This window comes from Sneathiella sp., from assembly GCF_002694385.1.
Classification (GTDB): Bacteria; Pseudomonadota; Alphaproteobacteria; order Sneathiellales; family Sneathiellaceae; genus Sneathiella.
The window spans coordinates 259,685-282,949 of record NZ_NZMB01000010.1 but is presented as its reverse complement, the minus strand read 5'-3'; the positions used below and the strand labels follow the sequence as shown (position 1 = coordinate 282,949).

26 protein-coding genes are annotated in these 23,265 nt (G+C 57.7%); 14 read left to right on the top strand and 12 right to left on the bottom strand.

Annotated features, from left to right (window positions below):
* Nucleotides 1-18: 18 nt before the first annotated feature.
* Complete coding sequence (locus tag CMN55_RS05990; protein ID WP_293948636.1) at nt 19-1,056, top strand: histone deacetylase family protein; 1,038 nt, start codon at nt 19-21, stop codon at nt 1,054-1,056.
* Here CMN55_RS05990 and cdd read toward each other — a convergent pair.
* A complete protein-coding gene (cdd, locus tag CMN55_RS05985) occupies nt 1,053-1,457 on the bottom strand; it encodes a cytidine deaminase (protein ID WP_293948635.1) in 405 nt (134 codons plus the stop codon). The genes CMN55_RS05990 and cdd overlap by 4 nt on opposite strands.
* A gap of 4 nt (nt 1,458-1,461) precedes the next feature.
* Nucleotides 1,462-2,466 (bottom strand): proline racemase family protein, encoded by a 1,005-nt coding sequence (locus CMN55_RS05980; protein ID WP_293948634.1) that lies wholly within the window; start codon nt 2,464-2,466, stop codon nt 1,462-1,464.
* A 115-nt stretch (nt 2,467-2,581) separates the two neighbouring features.
* Between CMN55_RS05980 and meaB the strand changes: the two genes are divergently transcribed.
* The 3 genes from meaB (at nt 2,582) to CMN55_RS05965 (ending at nt 4,883) form a co-directional block, all read left to right on the top strand.
* Complete coding sequence (meaB, locus tag CMN55_RS05975) at nt 2,582-3,574, top strand: methylmalonyl Co-A mutase-associated GTPase MeaB (protein ID WP_293948633.1); 993 nt, start codon at nt 2,582-2,584, stop codon at nt 3,572-3,574.
* Nucleotides 3,575-3,686: 112 nt separating this feature from the next.
* Nucleotides 3,687-3,974, top strand: a complete 288-nt coding sequence (rpmB, locus tag CMN55_RS05970) for a 50S ribosomal protein L28 (RefSeq protein ID WP_366931974.1) — start codon at nt 3,687-3,689, stop codon at nt 3,972-3,974.
* A gap of 141 nt (nt 3,975-4,115) precedes the next feature.
* A complete protein-coding gene (locus CMN55_RS05965; protein ID WP_293948632.1) occupies nt 4,116-4,883 on the top strand; it encodes a dienelactone hydrolase family protein in 768 nt (255 codons plus the stop codon).
* Nucleotides 4,884-4,886: 3 nt separating this feature from the next.
* On the opposite strand, the gene cobT is transcribed toward CMN55_RS05965, so the two are convergent.
* From cobT to CMN55_RS05950, 3 genes are read right to left on the bottom strand one after another with little or no spacing between them, the layout of a single operon-like run.
* Entirely contained in the window at nt 4,887-6,755 is a 1,869-nt protein-coding gene (gene cobT, locus CMN55_RS05960; RefSeq protein WP_293948631.1) for a cobaltochelatase subunit CobT, read from the bottom strand.
* An 8-nt stretch (nt 6,756-6,763) separates the two neighbouring features.
* Nucleotides 6,764-7,765: a cobaltochelatase subunit CobS gene (gene cobS, locus CMN55_RS05955; protein WP_293948630.1), complete on the bottom strand. Its 1,002-nt coding sequence runs from the start codon at nt 7,763-7,765 to the stop codon at nt 6,764-6,766.
* 48 nt (nt 7,766-7,813) lie between these two features.
* Entirely contained in the window at nt 7,814-8,416 is a 603-nt protein-coding gene (locus CMN55_RS05950) for a J domain-containing protein (protein ID WP_293948629.1), read from the bottom strand.
* 213 nt (nt 8,417-8,629) lie between these two features.
* Between CMN55_RS05950 and CMN55_RS05945 the strand changes: the two genes are divergently transcribed.
* Nucleotides 8,630-8,887 carry a BolA family protein gene (locus tag CMN55_RS05945; protein WP_293948628.1) on the top strand — a complete coding sequence of 86 codons (258 nt, stop codon included), beginning with the start codon at nt 8,630-8,632 and terminating at the stop codon, nt 8,885-8,887.
* 127 nt (nt 8,888-9,014) lie between these two features.
* Complete coding sequence (locus CMN55_RS05940) at nt 9,015-9,281, top strand: ribbon-helix-helix domain-containing protein (protein ID WP_293948627.1); 267 nt, start codon at nt 9,015-9,017, stop codon at nt 9,279-9,281.
* Between the two features lie 4 nt (nt 9,282-9,285).
* Here the strand turns inward: CMN55_RS05940 and CMN55_RS05935 are convergent, their stop codons facing one another.
* From CMN55_RS05935 to CMN55_RS05920, 4 genes are read right to left on the bottom strand one after another with little or no spacing between them, the layout of a single operon-like run.
* Complete coding sequence (locus tag CMN55_RS05935) at nt 9,286-10,161, bottom strand: AEC family transporter (RefSeq protein WP_293948626.1); 876 nt, start codon at nt 10,159-10,161, stop codon at nt 9,286-9,288.
* A gap of 38 nt (nt 10,162-10,199) precedes the next feature.
* Complete coding sequence (locus CMN55_RS05930; protein ID WP_293948625.1) at nt 10,200-11,477, bottom strand: HlyC/CorC family transporter; 1,278 nt, start codon at nt 11,475-11,477, stop codon at nt 10,200-10,202.
* Between the two features lie 20 nt (nt 11,478-11,497).
* Nucleotides 11,498-12,637, bottom strand: coding sequence for a 3-dehydroquinate synthase (gene aroB, locus CMN55_RS05925; RefSeq protein ID WP_293948624.1), 1,140 nt, complete (start codon nt 12,635-12,637; stop codon nt 11,498-11,500).
* Nucleotides 12,634-13,236, bottom strand: coding sequence for a shikimate kinase (locus tag CMN55_RS05920; RefSeq protein ID WP_293948623.1), 603 nt, complete (start codon nt 13,234-13,236; stop codon nt 12,634-12,636). Before CMN55_RS05920 ends, aroB begins: the two co-directional genes overlap by 4 nt.
* 211 nt (nt 13,237-13,447) lie before the next feature.
* Between CMN55_RS05920 and CMN55_RS05915 the strand changes: the two genes are divergently transcribed.
* The 5 genes from CMN55_RS05915 to CMN55_RS05895 all read left to right on the top strand — a co-directional run bounded on the left by CMN55_RS05915 (nt 13,448) and on the right by CMN55_RS05895 (nt 18,409).
* Nucleotides 13,448-13,588, top strand: coding sequence for a hypothetical protein (locus CMN55_RS05915; protein WP_293948622.1), 141 nt, complete (start codon nt 13,448-13,450; stop codon nt 13,586-13,588).
* Nucleotides 13,569-15,365, top strand: a complete 1,797-nt coding sequence (locus CMN55_RS05910; RefSeq protein WP_293948621.1) for a hypothetical protein — start codon at nt 13,569-13,571, stop codon at nt 15,363-15,365. Before CMN55_RS05915 ends, CMN55_RS05910 begins: the two co-directional genes overlap by 20 nt.
* A gap of 1 nt (nt 15,366) precedes the next feature.
* Nucleotides 15,367-16,260 carry a site-specific tyrosine recombinase XerD gene (xerD, locus tag CMN55_RS05905; RefSeq protein ID WP_293948620.1) on the top strand — a complete coding sequence of 298 codons (894 nt, stop codon included), beginning with the start codon at nt 15,367-15,369 and terminating at the stop codon, nt 16,258-16,260.
* Nucleotides 16,261-16,353: 93 nt separating this feature from the next.
* The gene (locus CMN55_RS05900; protein WP_293948619.1) at nt 16,354-17,340 is read left to right on the top strand and encodes an HpcH/HpaI aldolase/citrate lyase family protein; all 987 of its coding nucleotides are present in this window, start codon (nt 16,354-16,356) and stop codon (nt 17,338-17,340) included.
* 112 nt (nt 17,341-17,452) lie between these two features.
* On the top strand, nt 17,453-18,409 hold the full coding sequence (locus CMN55_RS05895; protein ID WP_293948618.1) for an acetyl-CoA carboxylase carboxyltransferase subunit alpha: 957 nt from the start codon (nt 17,453-17,455) through the stop codon (nt 18,407-18,409).
* A 16-nt stretch (nt 18,410-18,425) separates the two neighbouring features.
* Here CMN55_RS05895 and CMN55_RS05890 read toward each other — a convergent pair whose 3' ends face one another.
* Nucleotides 18,426-19,259 carry an SDR family NAD(P)-dependent oxidoreductase gene (locus tag CMN55_RS05890; protein ID WP_293948617.1) on the bottom strand — a complete coding sequence of 278 codons (834 nt, stop codon included), beginning with the start codon at nt 19,257-19,259 and terminating at the stop codon, nt 18,426-18,428.
* Between the two features lie 155 nt (nt 19,260-19,414).
* On the opposite strand from CMN55_RS05890, the gene CMN55_RS05885 reads away from it, so the two are divergent.
* On the top strand, nt 19,415-20,644 hold the full coding sequence (locus tag CMN55_RS05885) for an EAL domain-containing protein (RefSeq protein ID WP_293948616.1): 1,230 nt from the start codon (nt 19,415-19,417) through the stop codon (nt 20,642-20,644).
* Between the two features lie 12 nt (nt 20,645-20,656).
* A complete protein-coding gene (locus CMN55_RS05880) occupies nt 20,657-21,532 on the top strand; it encodes a TIGR01459 family HAD-type hydrolase (protein ID WP_293948615.1) in 876 nt (291 codons plus the stop codon).
* 31 nt (nt 21,533-21,563) lie between these two features.
* Here the strand turns inward: CMN55_RS05880 and CMN55_RS05875 are convergent, their stop codons facing one another.
* Nucleotides 21,564-22,193: a protein phosphatase CheZ gene (locus CMN55_RS05875; protein ID WP_293948614.1), complete on the bottom strand. Its 630-nt coding sequence runs from the start codon at nt 22,191-22,193 to the stop codon at nt 21,564-21,566.
* Nucleotides 22,193-22,579 carry a response regulator gene (locus CMN55_RS05870; RefSeq protein WP_293948613.1) on the bottom strand — a complete coding sequence of 129 codons (387 nt, stop codon included), beginning with the start codon at nt 22,577-22,579 and terminating at the stop codon, nt 22,193-22,195. The genes CMN55_RS05875 and CMN55_RS05870 overlap by 1 nt, the downstream gene beginning before the upstream one ends.
* Nucleotides 22,580-22,813: 234 nt before the next feature.
* Between CMN55_RS05870 and CMN55_RS05865 the strand changes: the two genes are divergently transcribed.
* Nucleotides 22,814-23,245 (top strand): MaoC family dehydratase, encoded by a 432-nt coding sequence (locus CMN55_RS05865; protein ID WP_293948612.1) that lies wholly within the window; start codon nt 22,814-22,816, stop codon nt 23,243-23,245.
* Nucleotides 23,246-23,265: the final 20 nt, after the last annotated feature.

Here is a 23,265-nt window from a genome sequence, read left to right as displayed (position 1 = left end):
CAGACGGGGGAGGGAGTCATGAAAATCGTCTACAGCCCGGATCATGCGTTGCATGATCCGAAAACCTATTTCAAGGGCGGAACGTTTCACGAGCCGCAGGAAGTGCCATCGCGGGCGGAGGCGCTTGTCGGCGGCCTGAAAGAGGCCGGGCACGAGATTGTCGCGCCGGAGGATTTCGGCCCTGCCCCGCGCGCCGCGGTTCATACGCCGGGCTATCTCCATTTTCTGGAAACCATCCATGCCCGCTGGATCGCCGGTGAATTGGGGGGCAAGGAAGTCCTTCCCAACATTCATCCGGGGCGGCATATGTCCTCCATGCCGCGGGGCATCGTCGGGGAGGTCGGCTATTACACGACCGATATTTCAGCGCCGATTGGTCCCTCAACATGGCAGGCCGCAGTTGCCGCAAATAATGTGGCGCTGACGGCAACGCGCCATGTGCTGGAGGATGTCCCTGCAAAACGGGCCGCCTATGCGCTCTGCCGTCCGCCGGGGCATCATGCCTTCAAGGATCAGGCGGGTGGGTTCTGTTTTCTCAACAATATCGCCATTGCCGCTGAATATGCGCGCGGCAGTGTTTCCCGTGTCGCCATTCTGGATGTGGATGTACATCACGGCAACGGGACACAGGGCATCTTTTATGACCGGGCGGATGTGTTCATGATCTCGCTTCATTGTGATCCGACGGATTTTTACCCTTACTTTGCCGGCTATGCCCATGAGCGGGGAAGCGCGGCCGGTGAGGGCTATAACCTGAACCTGCCGCTACCGCCAGAAACGGCCGATGACGCATATCTCACCTATCTGGAAGAGGCGCTCACCGCCCTCAGGGCCTATGCGCCCGATGTGCTGTTTGTCGCCCTTGGCCTTGATGCGTTCGAAAAGGACCCGCTGATCGGCCTCTCGATCAGTACGAAAGGGTTTTCGCGTATCGCCGCCGCTATTGCCCGTCTCGATATGCCGACGGTACTGGTGCAGGAAGGGGGATATAACCGCGATTATCTCGGCGCTAATATCGCCAGCTTTATTGCCGGATTTGAAGGGGCGAGAGGTTAGCGGCTGAAGGTGAAACTGTCGGGTAGCAGTTCCGCCATGGTTTTGCAGACGATGCCGTCTTCACCGTGATAGTGGATAAGGGTATCGGCGGTCGCGAATTCGGCTATCACCTGGCGGCAGGCCCCGCAGGGGGAGCAGGGAACGGCGACACCGGAAGCGGTGCGGTTAGTGATATATATTTCACGGATTTTCATGGCGGGCCCTTCTGCGGCGACGGCGCGGGCGATCGCGTTCCGTTCCGCACAGAGGGTGAGGCCGTAGGAGGCATTTTCCACATTGCAGCCGGTATGAACCACGCCACTTTCCGTCACAACGGCTGCGCCGACGCGAAAGCCGGAGTAGGGGGCATAGGCCGCTTCCAATACCGTTTCAGCCGCTTTGTTAAGTTTATTTCCGCTCATGATGTCACCTTAGCAGAAACCCGCCCGCCAGCGGATCGCCATCTTCATAGGTAAATTCCGCCGTTCCGGAATAATAGGCATGGCCAGTTACCTCCACCGTGACAGCGGCATGCGGGCCGACTTTTGTTTCGCGCAGGATTTTCCCGTTGAAACGGGTGCCGGTGATACTCTCGAAGATCGCGGTTTCTCCTGCTGCCATCTCTCCACGGGCCGCCATAAGGGCCATACGGGCCGTCACGCCCGAACCTGTTGGGCTGCGATCCACCTGCTGGTCGGCAAAAATGCAGATATTGGCGCTCGAATTTCCGTCTCTGCCGGTTTTTCCATCGGTGAGGATGGTGCCATAGAGGAAGCCGAGATCGGCTTCTTCCGGATGGCTGATGGGGATTTGCGCCTTGACCGCTTCGCTAATCGCCGCCCCCGCCGCCGTCAGATCGCGGGCAGGCGAGTTCCTGACATCAAGACCGATGGTTGCCGCCTCCAGAACCGCATAAAAGGCTCCGCCATAGCCGATATCAATCTCAACCGGGCCATATTCCCTTGTCTCCACGAACTGCCCGAGCTTGTAGGCGAAGGCAGGGACACTTTCGAAGCGGACGGCGCCGGTCACCCCCTCCTTTGTCTCGACCACTGCGCGAACCAGTCCGCAGGGGCACTGGATATTGACCGGTGTTTCATCCGTTTCCTTCACCTTCAGCCCGTAATCTAGAACATAGCGTCCAAGGGCGATAATGGCATGGCCGCACATAGTGCTGTAGCCTTCATTATGCATGAAGATGACAGCAATATCGGCCTCCGGATGATCCGGGGGGACCAGTAGCGCGCCATACATATCCTTGTGGCCGCGGGGTTCAAACATCAGGAATTTGCGGTACTGATCCGCGTGATCCCGCAAATAGGCGCGCTTGTCCAGCAGGGTCCGCCCTTCCGGCACCGGTATGCCGTCCGTCACGATACGCAGTGGCTCGCCGCCCGTATGCATTTCAACCGTCTGGATGGCGCTGATCATGATTTCCTCCGGGTTCTCATGCGACAAGGATAGGACGGTTTGATAAAAACCGGTAGGGCTTTCAATTGACTTGACGAAAGCGCGGGATTTTCCCATACCCAAGGCTATGAATGACATGGCAAAAAATACCGCAGCATTTGTCGATGATATCGCCGAACGGCTGCTTAAGGGGGACCGCCGGGCGCTGGCGCGGGCCATCACGCTGGTGGAATCAATCCGCCCCGATCACCGCGACATGGCGCAGGCATTGTTAAGCCGTTGCCTGCCCCATACGGGCAATTCCGTCCGGATTGGCATTTCGGGCACGCCGGGCGTCGGTAAATCCACCTTTATCGAGACATTCGGTAAGCTCTTGACGGCAGAGGGGCACAAGGTCGCCGTCCTGCCGATTGACCCCTCTTCCCGGCGGAGCGGCGGCTCCATCCTCGGCGACAAGACGCGGATGGAGGAGCTGGTGCGCGATCCCAACGCCTTTATCCGGCCATCCCCCTCCGGCGGATCGCTCGGCGGTGTCGCAAGGCGCACGCGGGAGGCCATGCTGCTGACCGAAGCGGCGGGCTTTGATGTCGTGCTGGTCGAGACAGTTGGCGTTGGACAGTCGGAGACGACGGTCGCCGAAATGTCGGATGTGTTCCTGCTGCTTCTTGCACCGGGCGGCGGCGATGAGCTGCAGGGCATCAAACGCGGCGTGATGGAGCTTGCGGATATCGTTGTCATCAACAAGGCCGATGGGGATCTGAAGCCAGCGGCGTCCCGCGCGGCCGGGGAATATAAGGGCGCCCTTGGCCTAATGCGGCCCAAAAGCAAGCACTGGAAGCCGAAAGTCCTGATGGTTTCCTCCCTCAACAAAATCGGCATCGACAAGCTGTGGGAGACAATCGGCCAGTATCGCGAAGCCCGCGAAGCGGAAGGGGAGCTAGTGGAACAGCGCCGCGAGCAGGCGGTTTCCTGGATGTGGTCGGAACTGGGTGATTCCCTGATGTCCCGGTTCCGGGCGCATGAGGGGGTTTCCGCGCGCCTGCAGACGATGGAAGAAGATGTGCGCAGTGCCCGCATTGCTCCCGCCGCCGCCGCGGAGGAGCTTCTGAAGGTGTTTTTGGGAAAATAGGCCGATGTTGTGCCTTATATGCTTGACGGATGCGCTGCCATTCCTTAAATAGCGTCCTCACGTTCGTCGCTTTGCGGCGGCATTCCTATTTATTTGGTTAAAGAGGTCCATAATGGCACGTCGTTGCGAATTGACAGGTAAGGGTGTTCAGGCAGGCAATAATGTCAGCCATGCGAACAACAAGACCCGTCGCCGGTTTTTGCCGAATGTGCAGGAAGTCCGTTTGATGTCCGAGTCGCTCGGCCGTTCCTTCAGCCTGAAAGTGTCGGCTGCCGCCCTGCGCTCCGTCGAACATAATGGCGGTCTCGACAAATTCCTCCTGAAGTCACGTGACGAGAATCTCTCCACGCAGGCCCAGCGGGTAAAGCGCGAAATCAGAAAAGCAACGGCTTCTGCATAATCCGGCTTCCGGATAACGTTACAAACGCGGGCGGGAAGCAATTCCCGCCCGTTTTTTAATCTCCTGTTTGCCTCCCGAATGCGGGCGTCCTATCTTCTCTGTCACAGACTTTAAATAATATTCTGACAGGAGAGACACATCATGTATGCACGGCGTGATATCGTGAAGGGCGCGGCGACCCTGCCGCTTGCCGCAATTCTGGCTGATCCCATTCTGGCGCGGGCGGCGGCCGATATGACCGAGGACGTGAGCATAACGCTCGATGGCGGTCAGTCGGTGGCCGCTTCCGTGATTTATCCCGAAGTGACACCGGCGCCGTCCGTTCTGCTGATCCATGAATGGTGGGGCCTGAATGATCAGATCAAGGCTGTCGCGGCGGAACTCGCCCGTGAAGGCTATGTCGCCCTTGCCGTGGATATGTATAACGGGAAGGTCGCCGCGACCCCTGATGAGGCCGGGCAATATATGAAGGCGGTCAAGCCGGAGCTGGCGACGGAAACCTTGCAGAAATGGGTGGCCTGGGCCCGCGCCAATGAGAAAACCACCGATCATGTCGGGACCATCGGCTGGTGCTTTGGCGGCGGCTGGTCGCTGAATGCGTCCATCGCCACGCCGGTCGAGGCGACAATCGTTTATTACGGCAGCGTTGCCCGCGAAGCGGCGGCCCTCAAGGCGCTGAAAGGCCCGGTGATGGGGCATTTCGCTGAAAAGGACAAATGGATCAACAAGGAAATGGTGGACGGTTTTGTCGAGCAGATGAAGCTTGCCGGTCAGCCCGCGCCAGAAGTCTTCTGGTATGATGCGGATCACGCCTTCGCCAACCCGTCCGGTGCCCGGTACGATCAGGAAGATGCGCAGCTTGCCTGGTCGCGCAGCCTTGGCTTTTTCAACAGCAATCTGAAGGGCTGATCCTTACCAGCGGTCGCCCTTGTCGCGCCGGGAAGGTTTGTTCTCGTCGAACAGATCGGCAAGCTGCTCCATCATCACGCCACCCAGCTGCTCGGCGTCGATGATGGTGACGGCCTGCTGGTAATAGCGGGTGACGTCATGGCCGATGCCGATGGCGATCAGCTCGACCGGTGAGCGGGTTTCGATCCACTTGATCATATCCCTGAGATGCTTGTCGAGATAGTTGCCCGGATTGACGGACAGCGTGCTGTCATCGACCGGTGCGCCGTCGGAAATCACCATCAGGATGCGCCGCTGTTCCGGACGGCCAAGCAGCCGGTTATGCGCCCAGAGCAGACCTTCGCCGTCGATATTCTCTTTCAGCAACCCCTCCCGCAGCATTAAACCAAGCGACTGCCGCGCCCGCCGGTAGGGAAAGTCCGCTGATTTATAGACAATATGCCGGAGGTCATTGAGGCGGCCGGGATTGGGGCTCTTGCCCTCCTGCAACCATTTCTCACGCGATTGGCCACCTTTCCAGGCGCGGGTCGTAAAACCGAGGATTTCCACCTTGACCGAGCAGCGCTCTAACGTGCGGGCCAGCACATCCGCGCACATGGCGGCGACGGAAATCGGCCGCCCGCGCATGGAGCCCGAATTGTCGATCAGGAGTGTCACGACGGTGTCGCGGAAATCCGTGTCCTTTTCGATCTTGAAGGAAAGGGGGAGCTGCGGATCGACGACGACCCGCGACAGGCGGGCGGCATCGAGAATCCCCTCATCCAGATCGAACTCCCAGGAGCGGTTCTGCTGCGCCTGCAATTTGCGTTGCAGCCGGTTGGCGAGTTTGCTGATCAGGCTGTGCAGGTTGGTCATCTGCTGGTCCAGCTGCTGGCGCAGCCGGGCGAGTTCGGCAGGTTCGCAAAGGTCGGAAGCCTGGATAACTTCGTCGAATTCCGTTGTGAAGGCCTTATAGACGGCGGCCTCGGGCGCATTGCGGAAGTCATCGGGATAGACGGGGCGGCGGTCGCGCCCGGCCTCATCGCCGGTGCTGCTTGCCTCCATATCGGCGCTTTCGCCCGCCTCTGTATCGCTGCCGTCCTCGCCTGCGCCTTCCTGGGTGTTGGCATCCTCGGCGGCGCTCGCGTCCTGCGCTTCATCGTCGCCTTCCGCGCCGCTGGTTTCGGCGTCCGGCTCCTGTTCGCCCTGATCGCCGTCAGCGTTATCCTCGTTGTCGGAGAATTCCCCTTCGGCGTCGTCGATCAGGTCGAGATCTTTCAGCAGCTTGCGGGCGGCGCTGGCGAATTCCTTCTGGCTGCGGACAGTTTCCAGCAACTCGATAAAATCATCGCCGCTTTTCTCTTCAATCTCGCCGCGCCACAGATCGACCATGCCTTTTGCGCTGTCCGGGACGGGAATGCCCGCCAGCTTCTCCCGCGCGAGCAGCCCCATGACTTCATCGATAGGGGCATCGGCCTTGTCAAACACACGATCGAAGCCCTTTTCCCGGCAGTGGTTGTCGAGCCGGCTGAAGAGATTGTCGGCGACGCCCTTCATGCGCCCCGCGCCAATGGCTTCCACGCGGGCCTGTTCGATGGCATCAAAAACCGCGCGGGCATCACCGCCCTCCGGTGCGTAGCGGGCATGCAGCCCATCGTCATGATAGCGCTTGCGGAGGGCGAGGCTGTCGGCAATGCCGCGCACAAGGCGAACATCCTCCACCGGCAGGTCGCGCGCCGGATTGGGCAAGCGGGCGCGATCACCGCTGATCCCCGGCGCATCATTGCCGTATGTGACCTGCAATTCCTTTTCCCGCGCCATCGCCCGCATCGTTGCGGTGACGGCACGCTTGAAGGGTTCGGCCGCGGGCTCCTTGTTCTTGATAAAGGCCACGGCGGTCCTTAAGCAACGATGTTGGCGGCGGATTCCGGCAATTCCTCGCCGAAGCTGCGCTGGTAATATTCGGCGACGAGCGGACGTTCCATCTCGTCACATTTGTTGAGGAAAGTGACGCGGAAGGCAAAGCCGACATCGCCGAAAATCTCGGCATTCTGCGCCCAGGTGATCACCGTTCGCGGGCTCATCACGGTGGAGATATCCCCGGCGATGAAACCGGCGCGGCTGAGCTCGGCGCAGGCGATCATGGCGCGAATGGTCTTGCGCCCCTGTTCATTGTCATAGCTCGGCAGTTTGGCGAGAACGATTTCATTCTCCACATCCTCCGGCAGATAGTTGAGGGTCGTGACAATGTTCCAGCGGTCCATCTGGCCCTGGTTGAGCTGCTGCGTCCCGTGATAGAGGCCTGTAGTATCGCCAAGGCCGACCGTATTGGTGGTGGCGAACATGCGGAAGGCGGGATGCGGGCGGATGATCCGGTTCTGGTCGAGCAGGGTGAGCTTGCCTTCAACCTCCAGAACCCGCTGGATCACGAACATCACGTCCGGCCGCCCGGCGTCATATTCATCGAATACGATTGCGACCGGGGACTGCAATGCCCAGGGCAGAATGCCTTCACGAAATTCGGTCACCTGCTTGCCATCGCGCAGCACAATGGCATCCTTGCCGACCAGATCAATCCGCGAGATATGGCTGTCAAGATTGATGCGGACGCACGGCCAGTTGAGGCGCGCCGCCACCTGTTCGATATGGGTGGACTTGCCGGTGCCATGATAGCCCTGCACCATGACGCGGCGGTTGAAGGCAAAACCGGCGAGAATGGCGAGCGTTGTGTTGCGGTCGAAAACATATGTCGGATCCAGATCCGGCACGCGGTCAGTCTTTACGCTGTAGGCAGGGACTTGCATGTCGCTGTCGATTTTAAAGACTTCCCGAACAGAAACCGTTGTATCGGGCATATCAATTGTCAATTCCGGAGCATCGCCGGCAAGTTCTAAGGACTTCATAAATACAGTTCCGTGTCACAAAGTGTGGTTTTTCTTTTACGGGCGAAACTAGGAGTTAGCGCAACTTCGTAGGTGTGTATAGGCCTGATTGATATTTTTTAGTATTTCTTCCGCCTTTTTATCGCCCCCGTGAATATCGGGATGGTATTTCTTGGCCAGTTCCTTGTGGCGACGTTTTATCTGTTCAAGGCTGCTGCCCGGCTCCAGATTGAGAGTGGCGAAGGCGGCGCGTTCCTTTGGATCAACGGGCGCCGCCGTTTGGGCCTGCGAGGTGTCGGTTGTTGTGCCGTCCCCCTCCATTTCCTCGCGGAAGCCGAACGGGTCGTGATAGCCATAGCTATTACCATTGCGCTGCGTCGCCGTGCGGGAGCCGAGCTTCCATGTAGGGCGATGGCCGGTAATATCCTGATCCTTGTAGCTGACAATTTCCTCATCGCTCATCCCGTCAAAGAAGTTCCAGGACTTGTTGAACTCCCGAATATGGGCGAGACAGAACCACTGGTAATCATCCGGATGGCCCCGATCGAGCAGCCGTGTTTTGGGTGCGCGGAATTCCCCGGCTTCTGGACAGCCGGTGTGGGCGCATGGCCGCTGCGCTGCTCTGGACAGGATATCGTCCGCTGATATTTTCCGCTTTCGTGACATCCTCATATTATGGATATCCGGCTGCATGCTAGCAAGTCCGGATGGATCGACGGGGCGCTTTTGCCGCAGCCGGGCGTCATCCGCGCAACAGCCTGAAACCGGACGCGACGGCGATGATAAATTGCCTGCCGGTCATCGGAATGGCCGTCTGCTCTTGCAAAAATCTGCCATGGGGGCAACATTGCCGGTCATCTGCCCATCCGCAAGAGGAAATTCGACATGTCCGTTGCAAAAACCATTGAACGAAAGCTGACTGACGCTTTTTCACCCAGAGAGCTGATTGTCGTGGACGAATCGCATCTGCATATTGGCCATGCGGGCGCCCGCCCCGATGGAGAGAGCCATTTCCGGGTCGAAATTGCTGCTGATGCCTTCAAGGGAATGTCCCGCGTCGCGCGCCAGCGAGCGGTATATGACGTGCTTTCAGAAGAGCTTGCCGACAAGGTGCACGCGTTTTCCCTGACGGCGCGGGAGTAGTTTGGTTGTAAATTTTTACAATAATGAACCAAGGGTTGTTGAACTGCTGAAATTGTATGCCTATATGCTCTTTTTGAGAGTGCAATATTATAAATGGCAACTTATAGGAGCATACAAGGAGGATATCATGCCGCAAGCTAGCCAGACTCTTGTAAACAGGAATATTTCAGTTATCGACCCCGCCTCGGGGGAGCTGCACCGGACCAGTATCCGGCTGGAGCAGATTGAATGGGTGGCGCTCAGGAATATCTGCGCAGAGGAAAGTATATCAATCAATGAATTCTGCTGCCGCGCCAACCGGGACGCACATCGTAAGGAACATTCCCGCACGTCCCGTATTCGCTCCGCCATTCTCAGCCACTATCTGGATCGGGAACGCAGGCTCGATTCATAATTCTCTAAAGCAGATACAGCAGCAGAACGGGGAGGGTGAGGAAAGACAGCAATGTCGAGATCAGCACCATCCCCGCGACATGTGTGTGCGCCCGTTCATAACGGAGAGAGAAAAGATAGTTAAAGACGGCGACGGGCATGCAGCATTCCAGGATGAGTACGCCGCGGGCGACGCCTTCCAGTCCGAAAATCGCGGCCAGGGCGTAACCAACGGTAAATCCCATTGCCAAACGTAGAACCGACAGACCCGTCGCAAGCCGGATATGATTGACGGACAAGCTGGCAAGACTGACGCCGAGCGCCAGCAGCATCAACGGAATGGTGAGGCTGCCGAGCAGGGTCGTTGCATTCATTATCCAGACAGGAATGCCGATACCAAGGGCCTTTGACCCGATGGCCAATGCAACGGCATAAAGATGGGGGGTCCGTATTAACTGCCGGATCGAGGAGGAACCCGAAGAAAACCAGATACCGACAGTGAACTGCAAGGTGGAAAATACAGTGAAAACGGCAATGGCGAGGGCAAGGCCCGGATCCCCGAAAGCAAAATAACAGAGGGGAAGCCCCATATTACCGGCGTTGGGAAACATCAGCCCTGGCAGATAGTCCCGGATGTTCAACCGGCAAAGAGAGAGGATGACAAAGCCGATAACAGCGAATGATGTCGCCGCCAGAACCGCATACATGGCGAATTCGAGAAAACTTGAAAGTGCCATGTCGAGATTGGCAAGCGTCGAGAAAATCAGCATGGGAGAGCCGATCGTCGTGACAATGCTTGTCACTGTTTCCGCATGAAACGCCCGGCCGCTTTTCGACCAGAAATATCCAATTGCCGCGACAATAACGACCGGCGCGATGATGTTCAGCAGAATTTCATACATCGCACCCGCTCCCCCAGCGGTTCGACCTGATCGACAGGTTAGCTCTCGACCGGCGTAACCTTGAGCTCGGTAATCTGGTTATGTTCCTTCTTCAGGACTTCGAACCGATACCCATGGAACATGAAGGCCTGTCCGACATCCGGAATGATTTGCGCCTCATGAATGACAAGGCCAGCGATCGTGGCGGCTTCCTCATCCGGCAGGGCCCAGTTGAACTGGCGGTTGAGGTCGCGGATTGTCACCTCTCCGCGCGTGATGATGCCGCCTTCTTTCGTCCTGCGAACATCACTGGCAGCAAGGTCATGCTCATCCTCAATCTCGCCGACGATCTCCTCCAGAATATCTTCAAGGGTGACCAGTCCCATCAGGGCGCCATATTCATCCACGACCAGTGCGAAATGACTTTTGCGGTTTAGAAATGCAGTAAGCTGGTTGCGCAGCGTCGTTGTCTCCGGCACGAACCAGGGTTCGACGGCAATCGCCTCGATATCCAGGCGATCATAATCACCATCCATCGGGATAAGCGCCCGCAGCAGGTCCTTTGCATGGATAATGCCGATGATATTTTCGGTGTTTTCTTTCCATAGCGGAAGGCGCGTATAGGGGCTGCCGAGCACCTGGTCAATAATCTCCCGCACCGGCTTGGAACAGTCGACCATTTCCACATTCTTGCGATGGACCATGATTTCGGAGAGGTCCACCTCGTCCATATCGAGAATGGTATCTAGCATGTAACGCTCATGCATGATGATGCCCGCATCCTCGGAATGCAGATCAATGGCACCGCGGAGCTCATCTTGGGCCGCATCGCTCAGCCGGTCCGCATCGTGATGATCTTTGCGTAAACCGATAAGTGTTAGGACTGAGTCAACAAGATAGTTGACTGAGGCCACTATCGGCGAGAGCAGGAAGACAATCGGCCGTAACAGCGGCGCAACGAAAAGAGCCACCGGAATAGAGAGCCGCAGGGCAACGGTCTTCGGCATCACCTCGGCAAAGACGAGGACGAGCAGGGTCATGACCACGGTGGCATAGGCGACACCGATATCGCCGAACAGGGTGATGAAGATGCTGGTGGCGAGCGCGGAGGCCAGGATATTGACGAGATTGTTGCCCAGCAGAATGGCGCTGATCAGTTTGGTGTGCTGATCGCGTAGCAGATTGACAATGCCTGCCCGTTTATTGCCGGACTGCGCCATTTGATGCAGACGGGCCCGTGAGGCGGCGGTCAACGCTGTCTCTGACGCGGAGAAAAAGGCCGATAGCATCAACAGAACAAAGATGGCCAGTAACAACAAGATCAGCTCTAAGTTCATGTCTCCTGTTCCCGTGTCCATTAACGTTGCAGCTCCTGTTCCAGCACGGTGCGTATATCCTTTTCCGCGATATCACGGGTGCTGAAGGCCGCGCCGATCCCTTTCATCAGGATCAGGGTGATTTTGCCACCGCTGATCTTCTTGTCCTGACGCATATGCGCGAGCAGTTTTTCGGCTGTCCAGTCGATGCCCGGAATGGCGGGCACGGAAACCGGCAGGCCGACTGCTTCGAAATGCGCGCGGATCCGCCTGCATTCCTGCCCGCTCAGCAGACCAAGACGTGCCGACAGCTCCGCCGCCATGATCATACCAATGGCAACCGCTTCGCCATGATTGAGATGGGGGCCATATCGGCTTTCTGCTTCCAGTGCATGGCCGAAGGTATGGCCGAGATTGAGCAGGGCCCGCACGCCGCCTTCGCGTTCATCCTCCGCCACAATGCGGGCTTTGGCCTTGACGCTTTGTTCAACAGCATAAATGCGCGCGGCGGCGTCTCCGTCAATTACTCGGCGGCCATTCACTTCCAGCCATTCGAAGAAGCTATGATCGCCAAGCAGACCGTATTTCACCACCTCCGCATACCCGGCGAGCAGCTCCCGTTTCGGCAGGGTACCCAGCATGGAGATATCCGCAAGAACGAGGCGCGGTTGATAGAAGGCGCCAATCAGGTTCTTGCCCTGCGGTGCATTGATGCCGGTTTTACCACCGACGGAACTGTCAACCTGCGAGAGAAGAGTCGTCGGAATCTGGATAAAATCAACGCCGCGGCGCAACGTCGCCGCCGCAAAGCCGGTGAGGTCGCCGATCACTCCGCCACCGAGCGCAATCAGCGCCTCGTCACGCTGGATGCGGGCATCGAGGAGATCATTCATCAACTCGGCATAGGTGGCGATGCTCTTACTGCCTTCGCCGGGCGGAAAAACAAAACTCCGGCTGTCAATTGCGGCGCGGTCCAGTGCATTTTTAAGAAGCTGCAAATGCCGCTCCGCGACCGTTTCATCGGTGATAATGGCCACCCGGGGATTGCGTAGCAGCCCCTTGATATGGGTATCGGCCGTGCCGACAAGGCCGCCCCCGATCAGAATATCATAGGAACGATCGCCGAGAGAGACGGGAACGCGAGATAGGGCCGGGTCGGCGCTTGAGGAAGGGGATGTCATTCGTTTCCTGCATTTTCATGGAGGTGGCCCTCCGACGCGCTCGTCGCGAGCGCCGAAATAATCTTGTCCACGACGATTTCATGGGGGCCGTCGCCGCTGTCAACGATGATATCCGCTTCGGCATAAACCGGATAGCGTTCATTCATCAGCCGTTGCAGGGTTTCTCTTGGATTGCCGCTCTTCAAAAGCGGCCTGTTATTGCGTTTCATGCAGCGTTTATAAATGACATCGAGATCAGCGCGCAACCAGATTGCACAGCCCTTTTCAGCGATCAGCCTGCGGGTTTCCGGATCCATAAATGCCCCGCCGCCGGTGGCGAGAACATGACGCGGCTCCTCCAGCAGGCGGGCGATCACTTTCCGCTCGCCCTCGCGAAAGGCGGCTTCGCCATGCAATTCAAAAAAATCCGGAATGGTCATGTTCGATGCCGTTTCAATTTCCGTGTCGGCATCGCGGAACGGCAGATTGAGCGCAGCGGCAAGGCGCCGCCCGACTGAGCTTTTCCCCGCTCCCATCAATCCGACCAGTACAATGGTCCGGTTTCCATAATCAACAGCCGCAGCGGCAACGCCGTCTTCGGCCTCTGGTTTGCTTTTCATTCTGTCACTTTTCAACAACGTGCGCACGACCCTGCGCCGGGACATGGATCACAATAACTTTTCCCGAAGGTTATTGATGTAATTTGCCGAACCGTGCTAATCAATAAAGCCTGATTTTTAACATAATCGCAGCTTAGCGCTTTTAATAGCAACAGTTTTGCCCAACAAGCCCCAATTTTTGGTGATGCGTATCCGGATACAGTGATCGACAATGTCCAAATTTGCCCTTTTCCTGCTTTTTCTATTCGCCGCGCTTGTCATTGGTGGCGGTGTTTTTCTCTCCGCCTGGGACATCCCGGCGCCGTCGGTACAGGTCGAAAAGGTTATTCCGAATGACCAGTTTCCGAAATAACAGCAGCTTGCTGTTGGCCGTTCCGCTGCTGGCGGGGGGGCTGTTGATGTCTTCTGCCACTGTCTGGGCGCAGGGTAAGCCTCTCAGTCTGGTGCCGCCGCTGGGCCAAACCACGGATGAACGGGCAAAGGATAGCGCGCCGCCGCAGACGCAGCGGGAACCAGATCAAAAAAACGTGATTGAGGGTCCGGGCGTGAAAGGGGCGGTTGTCATCCAGTCCCTTGGCGGCATTGATCCTGGATCAATCGGCATCCTGACGGAAGCCAATGGCGGTTTCGGCCCGCGGATCTGGCAAGGGACGGCTCCCGCACAGATTGTATCGCTGTTGCGTCAGTTGCCGGTTTCCGCCGCCTCGCCGGAAATGCAGCAGCTGTTCCGTCGGCTGCTACTGACGGCGGCGGTCATTCCACAAGGGCTGGAGGATCCGACGGCGCTGCTGGCGCTGCGTCTCAACCGGTTGCTGGATGCGGGGCTCGTCACCGATGCGGCAGAGTTGATCGCCCGGATTCCGGCCTCCGAGATGACGCCATCGCTTGAACGGGTCGCCGTTGAGATTGATCTGCTGCGCGGCGCGGCAGAGGCGGCCTGCCAGCGAATCAGTGGGCGGCAGAGCGAGACAGCCGACGGTTTCTGGACGCGGGTTGATATTTTCTGCAATTTGCAGGCGGGCAATCTGGCCCGCGCGGAGATTGGCCTCAACCTGCTCGACGAAGCCGCCGGTGAGGATCCGATGTTCCTCGCGCTGTTTGATCGCCTGGCGGGCGGTGCAGCCCGGTTGCCGGAAAATGATCAGGCGTTGACGCCGCTGCATATTGCCATGATGAAGCAGGCGGGGATCGAGTTGTCCTACTCGGTTATTGAAAATGCCGGCTATGCTTTTCTCTGGGCGTTGGCGCAGGATGAAACGGCAAAGCTCGATGAGCGCTTTCCGGCGGCCTACAGATCCTTCGGGGTTGGCAGCGTTCCGGCAGAGCTGCCGCGCCGCCTGATCCGGGAGGGGGCTTTCCGCGAGAATGGCGACACGGCAGGCGAGCTGGGTCATATGGCCGCACTCTACCGGGAAATGACAAGCACCACACCGGAAGCCGAAAGAAGGCGCATCGTCAGTGAGCTTTGGGCGGCCGGGGATCGCGATGGCAGCTATCTGGCGGCGGCCCGGCTTGCCGTTCCGCCGTTTCTGATGGTCTCGCCGTCCGATGAGGATGAGGAGTTTGCGATCAATGCGCTTCGCGTCTCACTTCTTACCGGCGAACAGCAGAATGCCACTGCTTGGGAGCGGATGATCCGGCGCGGGTCTCTGAAGGGTGATTATGCCACCCGTGAGGCCGCGCGCATCCGCATCGCCCGCGCCAATGCCTATATGCTGATCTCGGGAATTCCGGGGATTGCGCGCTGGAATGCCGCGACATTCGAGGCGGGCGATTTCAGCCAGCCGGACGGGGGTGTCCAGAATGAAAATGCCGGGCTCTATCTCGGCATCCTTGAGGCTCTCGGCGAGAGTGTACCCGAAACACTGTGGCGAGATGTCCTTGAGGCCGGGCAGGCGCCCCGGCTCAGCACATCGAATATTGTAATTGAAAAGAATCTTCAGGTTGCAGCGGCGGCGGATCGAGTAGGAGAGACCATTGCGCTGGCTCTCGCGGCGCTGGGGGAGGACGGACCGGCCATGACCTCGACCCATACCCTCGTCAATGTTCTTGCCGCGCTTCGTTCCATTGGTCTTGAGGCGGAAGCGCGCCGGCTTGCGCTGGAGGCGGCTGTCTCCCGGAATCTCTGACATGTCCGCGCCTTATCTGGAAGCATTTCTGGAGATGCTGCTGACAGAACGGGGGGCGGCGGAAAATACCCTGGCTGCCTATCGCCGGGACTTGACTGATTTTACGGATTTTATTGCCCGGCGCGGAACCACTCTCAATACGGCGGGCCCGGCGGATATTCAGGCGTATCTCAAGTTTCTGGATGATCTTGGCCTTAAGGCGACGACACAGGCGCGCCGCCTGAGCGCGCTCCGCCAGCTTTTCGCCTATCTGCTGGCGGAGGATATCCGCCGTGATGATCCTTCCCTCAATATTGACAGCCCGCGGGCCGGGCGGCGGCTGCCGAAATATCTCAGCGAAGAGGAGGTGGATCGCCTGCTGACGGCGGCAATAGGGGAAACGGCGGAAGAAAAGAGGCTCCATGCGCTGCTGCAACTGCTTTATGCCACCGGTCTGCGGGTGTCCGAACTGGTGACCCTGCCGTTTCCGGCACTGCGCGATCAGGACCGCTTTCTGATGGTGCGCGGCAAGGGAAATAAGGAACGGCTGGTTCCCGTCAACCGGACATCGAAGCAGGCATTGGAAGACTATCTGGCCATGCGGGATGGTTTCTGTCCGGAGGGGCAGCATTCAAAATGGCTGTTCCCGTCGCGCGGCGGGCAGGGGCATCTTACCCGCCAGCGGCTTGGCCAGCTTCTAAAAGATCTGGCGATCCGAAGCGGTATCGATCCGGCCAAGGTTTCGCCCCATGTGCTGCGCCATGCCTTTGCAAGCCATCTGCTGGCCAACGGGGCAGACCTTCGCTCCCTGCAAAAGATGCTGGGCCATGCGGATATTTCAACAACCCAGATCTATACCCATGTTCTGCAAAAGCGCCTGATGGAGATCGTCTCGACCCATCATCCGCTGGCCTGATGCAAAATTATCAGGGGAATACTTGACTCTCCCTCCCGCCTGCCGCAATTTCCACCCAATCCGACTACAACAAACCAAGAAAGTGTGACCGACATGAGCTTTACTGTTCCGGAACCCAGCGTTTCGCGCCTCAACCGTTGTGAACTTGCCGTTCCCGGCTCCAGCCCGCATATGTTCGAAAAAGCCGCAAAATCCGATGCGGATGTCATTTTCCTTGATCTGGAGGATGCTGTTGCGCCGAACGACAAGCCGAAGGCGCGCCAGAATATCATCGAGGCGCTGCATGACATCGATTGGGGTGACAAGGTGATGTCGGTCCGCATCAATGGTCTGGATACGCATTTTATGTATCGCGATGTGATCGAGATTCTGGAAAAGGGCGGTGAGCGTCTGGACCTGATCATGATCCCCAAGGTCGGCACAGCGTCCGATGTTTATGCCCTCGATATGCTGGCGACACAGATTGAAACGGCCATCGGCCGCAAGAAGAAGGTCGGCTTCGAGCTTATCATCGAAACCGCGCTCGGCATGCAGAATATCCATGAGATTGCGGCGGCCAGCAAGCGCAACGAAAGCCTGCATTTCGGCGTGGCCGATTATGCGGCCTCAACCAAGGCGCGGACAACCTCCATCGGCGGGCCGAACCCGCTTTACGGCGTTCTCACCGACCCGGCTGAAGATGGCTCCCGCGATTTCCACTGGGGCGACATGTGGCATTATGCCATCGCCCGCATGGTGGTGGCCGCCCGCGCCAATGGCTTGCGTCCGATCGATGGCCCGTTCGGCGACTTCTCCGATCCGGACGGCTACATTGCCCACGGTAACCGGGCGGCCATTCTCGGCTGTGAAGGCAAGTGGGCGATCCATCCGAAACAGATCCCGCTCGCCAATGACATCTTCACTCCGGCGGAGAAGGAAATCGCCAAGGCCCGCCGTATCCTTGAAGCCATGGAAAAGGCGCAGAAAGAAGGCGCCGGTGCCGTTGCGCTGGATGGCGGTCTGATCGACATTGCCTCCATCAAACAGGCGGAAGCGCTCGTCACCCAGGCCGATATTATTGCGGCGCGGACCAAAAAGTAATCCGTTCATACGGATGTCACAATTTTAATGTCTGGCGGAACGGTTCATTGACGTAGCCGTTCCGTCAATTTATTAATCAGTCCATTGATGATGTGTGGAGTCTGGACGGTTTATGAATAATTTCCTTGATTTTGAGAAGCCGATTGCTGATCTGGAAGGCAAAATCCGCGAGCTGGAAGGGCTTGAGGATGGCAGCGATATTGAGATCAAAGAGGATATTGCCAAACTCCGCCAGAAAGCCCTGCAACAGCTTGAACAGACCTATGCAAAGCTGACGCCGTGGCAGAAAACGCAAGTAGCCCGCCATGTGGACAGGCCGAAACTCAACGACATCACCGCCCGGCTCATTGACGACTTCACACCGCTTGCAGGCGATCGCGCCTTCGCCGATGACAAGGCGATTATCGGCGGCCTTGGCCGTTTCCGCGGCCGCAGCGTTGTTGTGATCGGCACCGAAAAGGGCAAGGATACGGAAACGCGCCTGCGCCATAATTTCGGCATGGCCCGTCCCGAAGGATATCGCAAGGCGCAACGCCTGATGCAGATGGCCGACCATTTCGGCATTCCCATCCTGACATTTATCGACACCTCCGGCGCCTATCCCGGTATCGGGGCGGAAGAACGCGGACAGGCCGAAGCCATTGCACGCTCAATCGAGGTATGCCTCGATGTCCGGGTGCCGATGATCGCCTCCATCGTCGGGGAGGGCGGTTCCGGCGGCGCCGTTGCACTGGCCAGCGCCAATCGAGTGTTGATGTTTGCCCATGCGGTCTATTCGGTTATCTCACCGGAAGGCTGCGCAGCCATCCTCTGGAAAACTCGCGACAAGGCGCAGGAGGCGGCCACCGCCATGCGCATCACGGCGCAGGACCTTCTGAAATTGAAGGTAATCGACCGGATCGTCGATGAGCCGGTTGGTGGTGCCCAGCGCGATGTCCCGGCGGCCATCAAAGCGCTCGGCGATGCCATCGAGGAAGAACTGACCGATCTCGCCAAAAAGGAGCCGGGTGAGCTCCGTGAAGAGCGGCGGCGCAAGTTCCTTGCCATTGGACGGCTGGAGGAAAGCTGAGCTTTCCGCCCCCCCCTCACCCGCTAAAGGCTTTCCCCAATCCCTTGACACTTTCCTGATGGGCTGTCCAGTGACGCCCGCCGATCATGCCACCATCCACCAGAATATCGGCGGCATTAATAAAGGTAGAGTCATCCGACGCCAGAAACAATGCGGCTTTTGCAATATCATCGGGGAGGCCGGCGCGCTGGATCGGCTGCGCCTTCGCAAGAACCTCCCCGGCGATTTCCGCCGTATCCTCTGCCGCCTGCCCGGTCAGACCGAGCGCCTTGCCAAATATGCCGGTCGCAATGGCGCCGGGCGAGATGCTGTTGACCCGGACATTGCTCTCCCCGAGTTCCATGGCCGCGCTGCGGGTCAGTTGCAGAACGGCGGCCTTGGCGCTGGAATACACCATTGATGTGGAATAACCCGCCAGATGGCCCGCGATGCTGCCATTGTTGATGATACTGCCGAAACCCTGTTTCTTCATAATGGGGGCGGCATGCTTGATGCCGAGCAGGACCCCGCCGAACAGCAGCCGCATCGCCGCCATGGCTTTTTCGAAATCAACCGTTTCAATGCTGCCGACCGGTGCTGGACCGCCTGCATTGTTGAAAAGGCAGTCGAGACGGCCAAATTTCTCGGCGGTGCCAAGGATCAGCGATTGCATATCCGCCTCCACACTGGCATCCGCACGGACGAAATGCACCGCGTCTCCAAGTTTTTCAGCAATTTTTCTGCCTTCTGTTTCCCGGCGGCCGGAGAAGACGACAGTCGCGCCCTCATTCGCAAATATCTCGACCGTCCTGAGGCCGATCCCGCTGGTTCCGCCCGTGATAACCGTGACCTTTCCCTGTAGCCGCGCCATCGCTTAACCCTCCCTTTTTATGTTATTGCTGCTCAACTATAGCAAGATCATGAGGGGGGCGAATACGGCGTTTATCAAATTCCTGCCCGGATTAACTTCCCTATTCGGAAAATTTGACTAAACTGGCGCCTATAACGGAAGGGGGAAGGGCTCGCGTGCTCTATCATGGCATTATCATTATCGCCTATGCGCTGACGGCTGTCGTTATTGCGGTGCAGGCGCCCCAGTATGTGGCGGGGCTTGATCCCATCATTGGATACTGGGCGGGTGGCGTGTTCTTCCTGCTGTGCGCGCTGGTGCATGATTTTATCATGCGGCATGTGGAGCGGGCCCGGTTCCAACGGGATCTGTTGAAAATGCGCAGTGATCTCGACATGGCCGAATCCGGTCTGGACCGTTTTGACAATATCCTGGGCAAGCTGGCGGGCAAGGATGGCAATATTGAAAGCTTCGCCTCCGAAATGCAGATACTCCGCCGTCTTCTGAGGCAGCTATCGAATGAAAAGCAGCCAGAAGACGCGACCTCCCAAGCTGCCGGGGAAGAAGAGGAAATTGTTCTTTCCGAGAATGAGGAAATCGCCGAACAGACGGTGGCGGATGAAGACGTAGCGGATGATGATACGGAACCGGTCCAGCCGCTTGACGATGAAATTCTCGAAATCGTCCGCGCGGGTCTTCAGGAAAACAAAGTCGATCTTTATCTGCAACCGATTGTCCGGCTGCCGCAGCGGCGGACATTGTTCTATGAGGCCTTTTCGCGCATTCGTGGCCCGCGGGGCGAAGTTATCACGCCCGGCCAATATCTCAAGGTGGCCGAAAACACGGGGCTGATCAGTACCATTGACAACCTGTTGCTGATCCGTTGCGTGCAGCTTATCCGCCGGGTGCGTCAGCGCAACGTGGATATCGGCTTTTTCGTCAATGTATCGGCGCGGACGCTGAATGATACGGCGTTTTTCCGCCAGTTTATCGAATTTCTTGATGAAAACCGGGATCTGGCGGAAAGCCTGATTCTGGAATTTGCGCAGGAAGATATCGAAAATGCCTCCGATGTAGTCGAGACGGGCCTTAAAACACTGGCGCGGATGGGGTTCACCTTTTCGGTTGATCATGTGCATCGGCTGGATTTCGATTTTGCGGTGCTCGGCAAGCGGAACTTCCGCTATCTCAAGGTCGCGGCGGTTGAATTATTACCCGGGCGGCCCGGCCTGCCCATGGATATTCATCCCGATGATCTGCGGGAAGCCCTCCACCGCGAGAATATAGAGCTGATTGCCAGCATGGTGGAGGATGAGGATACCGTTATCGGCCTGCTTGATGTTGAAGTCGGGTTCGGACAGGGGTATCTCTTCGGGGTGCCGCGCCCGCCGCAATCCGTCAACTAACAGGTTTTTCAAATGACTTTCACGATTATCCCCGGCCTTCAGGCCGTCGCATCGGATTATGATGCCTTCATTCTCGATCTGTGGGGGGTGGTGCATAATGGCAAGCAGCCCTATCCCGGCGCGCTGGATTGTATGGCGCGGCTCCGGGAGGGGGGGCGGCAGATCATTCTCGTCTCGAACGCGCCGCGTACCAATAATTTTGTGATCAGCTTTCTGGAAGGGCTGGGCGTTGCCCGCGACCGGTATGATCATATCCTGACTTCTGGCGATCTGACACGTCAGGCGCTGGAAACGCGTGATCATCCGTTCCTGAAGGATAGGGGCAAGGCCTTCTACCAGATTGGCGCCAGCCGCGATAAGGGGCTGGAAGACGGACTTGAGTATGCCCGTGTTTTTGATGTGCCCGCAGCGGATTTCCTGATTTGTACGGGTCTGACCAATGACGAGACGGAAACGCCGGAGGATTATCGCAATCTTCTGAGTAAAGCGCTGTCCCATGATCTGCCGATGCTCTGCGCCAATCCCGATCTGACCGTCATGCGCGGGGATGCCTCCATCTACTGCGCCGGGGCGATAGCGGCGCTTTATGCGGAGATGGGCGGACGGGTTGTGCTGTTCGGGAAACCCTATCCGGAAGTGTATCGGCAGGCTATGGCCCGGCTCGCGATCAGTGACCCCGCGCGTATCCTTGCCGTCGGGGACAGCATGCGGACCGATATCAAGGGCGCCGCCAGCGCCGGGATCGACAGTATCCTGGTAAGCGGCGGCATTCACGCGGATGAATGGGGCCTTCAGGGGGGCGCATTGCCGAGTGCGGCGCAAGTGGCCTCTGTCGTTGGCGAGTACGCCTTTTCACCACGTTACGTGACGGGCCATATGATCTGGTAGACCGGTCGGCGTGCGCCGGGCATCCGGTCACTCAGTCGAAAAGAGCGTCGATCTCATCCTGCGCCTTGCTGCGGTCCGCGTCGGCATCCGTCTTCTTTTTTTCGGTTGCCTTGGCGTCCTCCGTGGCGGGCGTTTCGATGTCGAAAAGCGAGTCAATTTCCTCTTGATTCACCCCTTCGCCATCCAGCGCCGGTCCGTTCAGCAGGGCGGCCTCATCATTTGGCGTATCGGCATTTTCGGTGCCAGGGGCGGTATTATTGTCAATATGATGCCCCCACGCCTTGGTCAGCCGGGCGAGATATTCCTCAATATAGTTGAGTGTGGAAACCACTTTGCTGATCCGCTGGCCCGTAATATCCTGAAAGGAGCAGGCCTCGAAAATCGCCATGCAGGCGTCATTGACCACATCCGGCTCGGTGACACGGGCGGACATGATCATTTCGGTCGCGCTCATGATCTGGTTTGTGGCCGCTTCCGTCGCCTCGACAATTGCGTCGAGCTCCTTTCCGGCGCGCGGGAGTTTCTCCTGCTTCAGATCATTGGGCCTGATTTGTGCGATTTCGGACCGCGCCGCCATAATGAAATTGGCGAGGTCCTGACAATCCTGATGAAGCGTCGCAATCTGCCGCCTCAGACGAAGGATTTCCTCCGCATCAGACATTAGAAATCACCCAGGACCGCTGTGATTTTCGATTTCAGTGTCGCCGCATTGAACGGCTTCACGATGTAGTTGTTAACACCGGCCTGTTTTGCGGCAATCACGTTATCCGTTTTGGATTCGGCCGTGATCATGATGAAAGGCGTTGCCTTCAGGGTATCATCGGCGCGCACTTCTTTCAGAAGCTGGTAACCGGTCATCGGTTCCATGTTCCAGTCGGAGATGACAAGGCCGTATTTCTTGGTGCGCATCTTGGTCAGCGCAGCTGATCCGTCGGCGGCTTCGTCAACAACATTGAAGCCGAGCTGCTTGAGGAGGTTGCGAATGATCCTCAGCATGGTTTTGTAATCGTCGACGATCAAAATCGGCATATTCATATCAACAGCCATGGAAACCCTCTTGTCAATTCTTGACACCCCGCACTCGCGGGATGCGAAATATATGGAAACGAACCCGCAAGGTAGCGGGTGAAGTTGAAAAAATGGTTAATCCACCGATGTTTTGGCAAAAGGAAAGGACAGGAGATGATTCATGGTGATTGATTTTCGCCGCAGCCCTTGCGGAGAGGCGGTTTTTCCTTCTATATAACCCGGCCGATTCCCGATAGAAAGAACAGGATAACAATGTCAGTATATGAAGAATTGCACGGATATTTCCTGGAAGACCTCAAAGTCGGTATGACAGCGGTCTATGCCAAGACCATAACCGAGGCGGATATCCTTCTTTATGCAGGAGTTTCCGGGGATACAAATCCGGTGCATCTGAATGCGGAGTTTGCCGAAAAGACAATTTTCAAGGAGCGGATCGCCCATGGCATGCTGTCTGCCGGACTATTATCGACCGTGTTCGGCACCAAGCTTCCCGGACCCGGGGCGATTTATATGAACCAGAGCCTGAATTTCAAGGCGCCGGTCTGCATCGGCGACACGGTGGTTGCCAGCGTATCGCTGAGGGAGATCTCGGGCAAGAAAGTGACTTTTGACTGCGCCTGCACCATCGGAGAGACGGTTGTGCTGGATGGCGAGGCGACTTTGATGGTATCCCGGCGTCCGTAAGGGGACCGGAAGAGACGGAT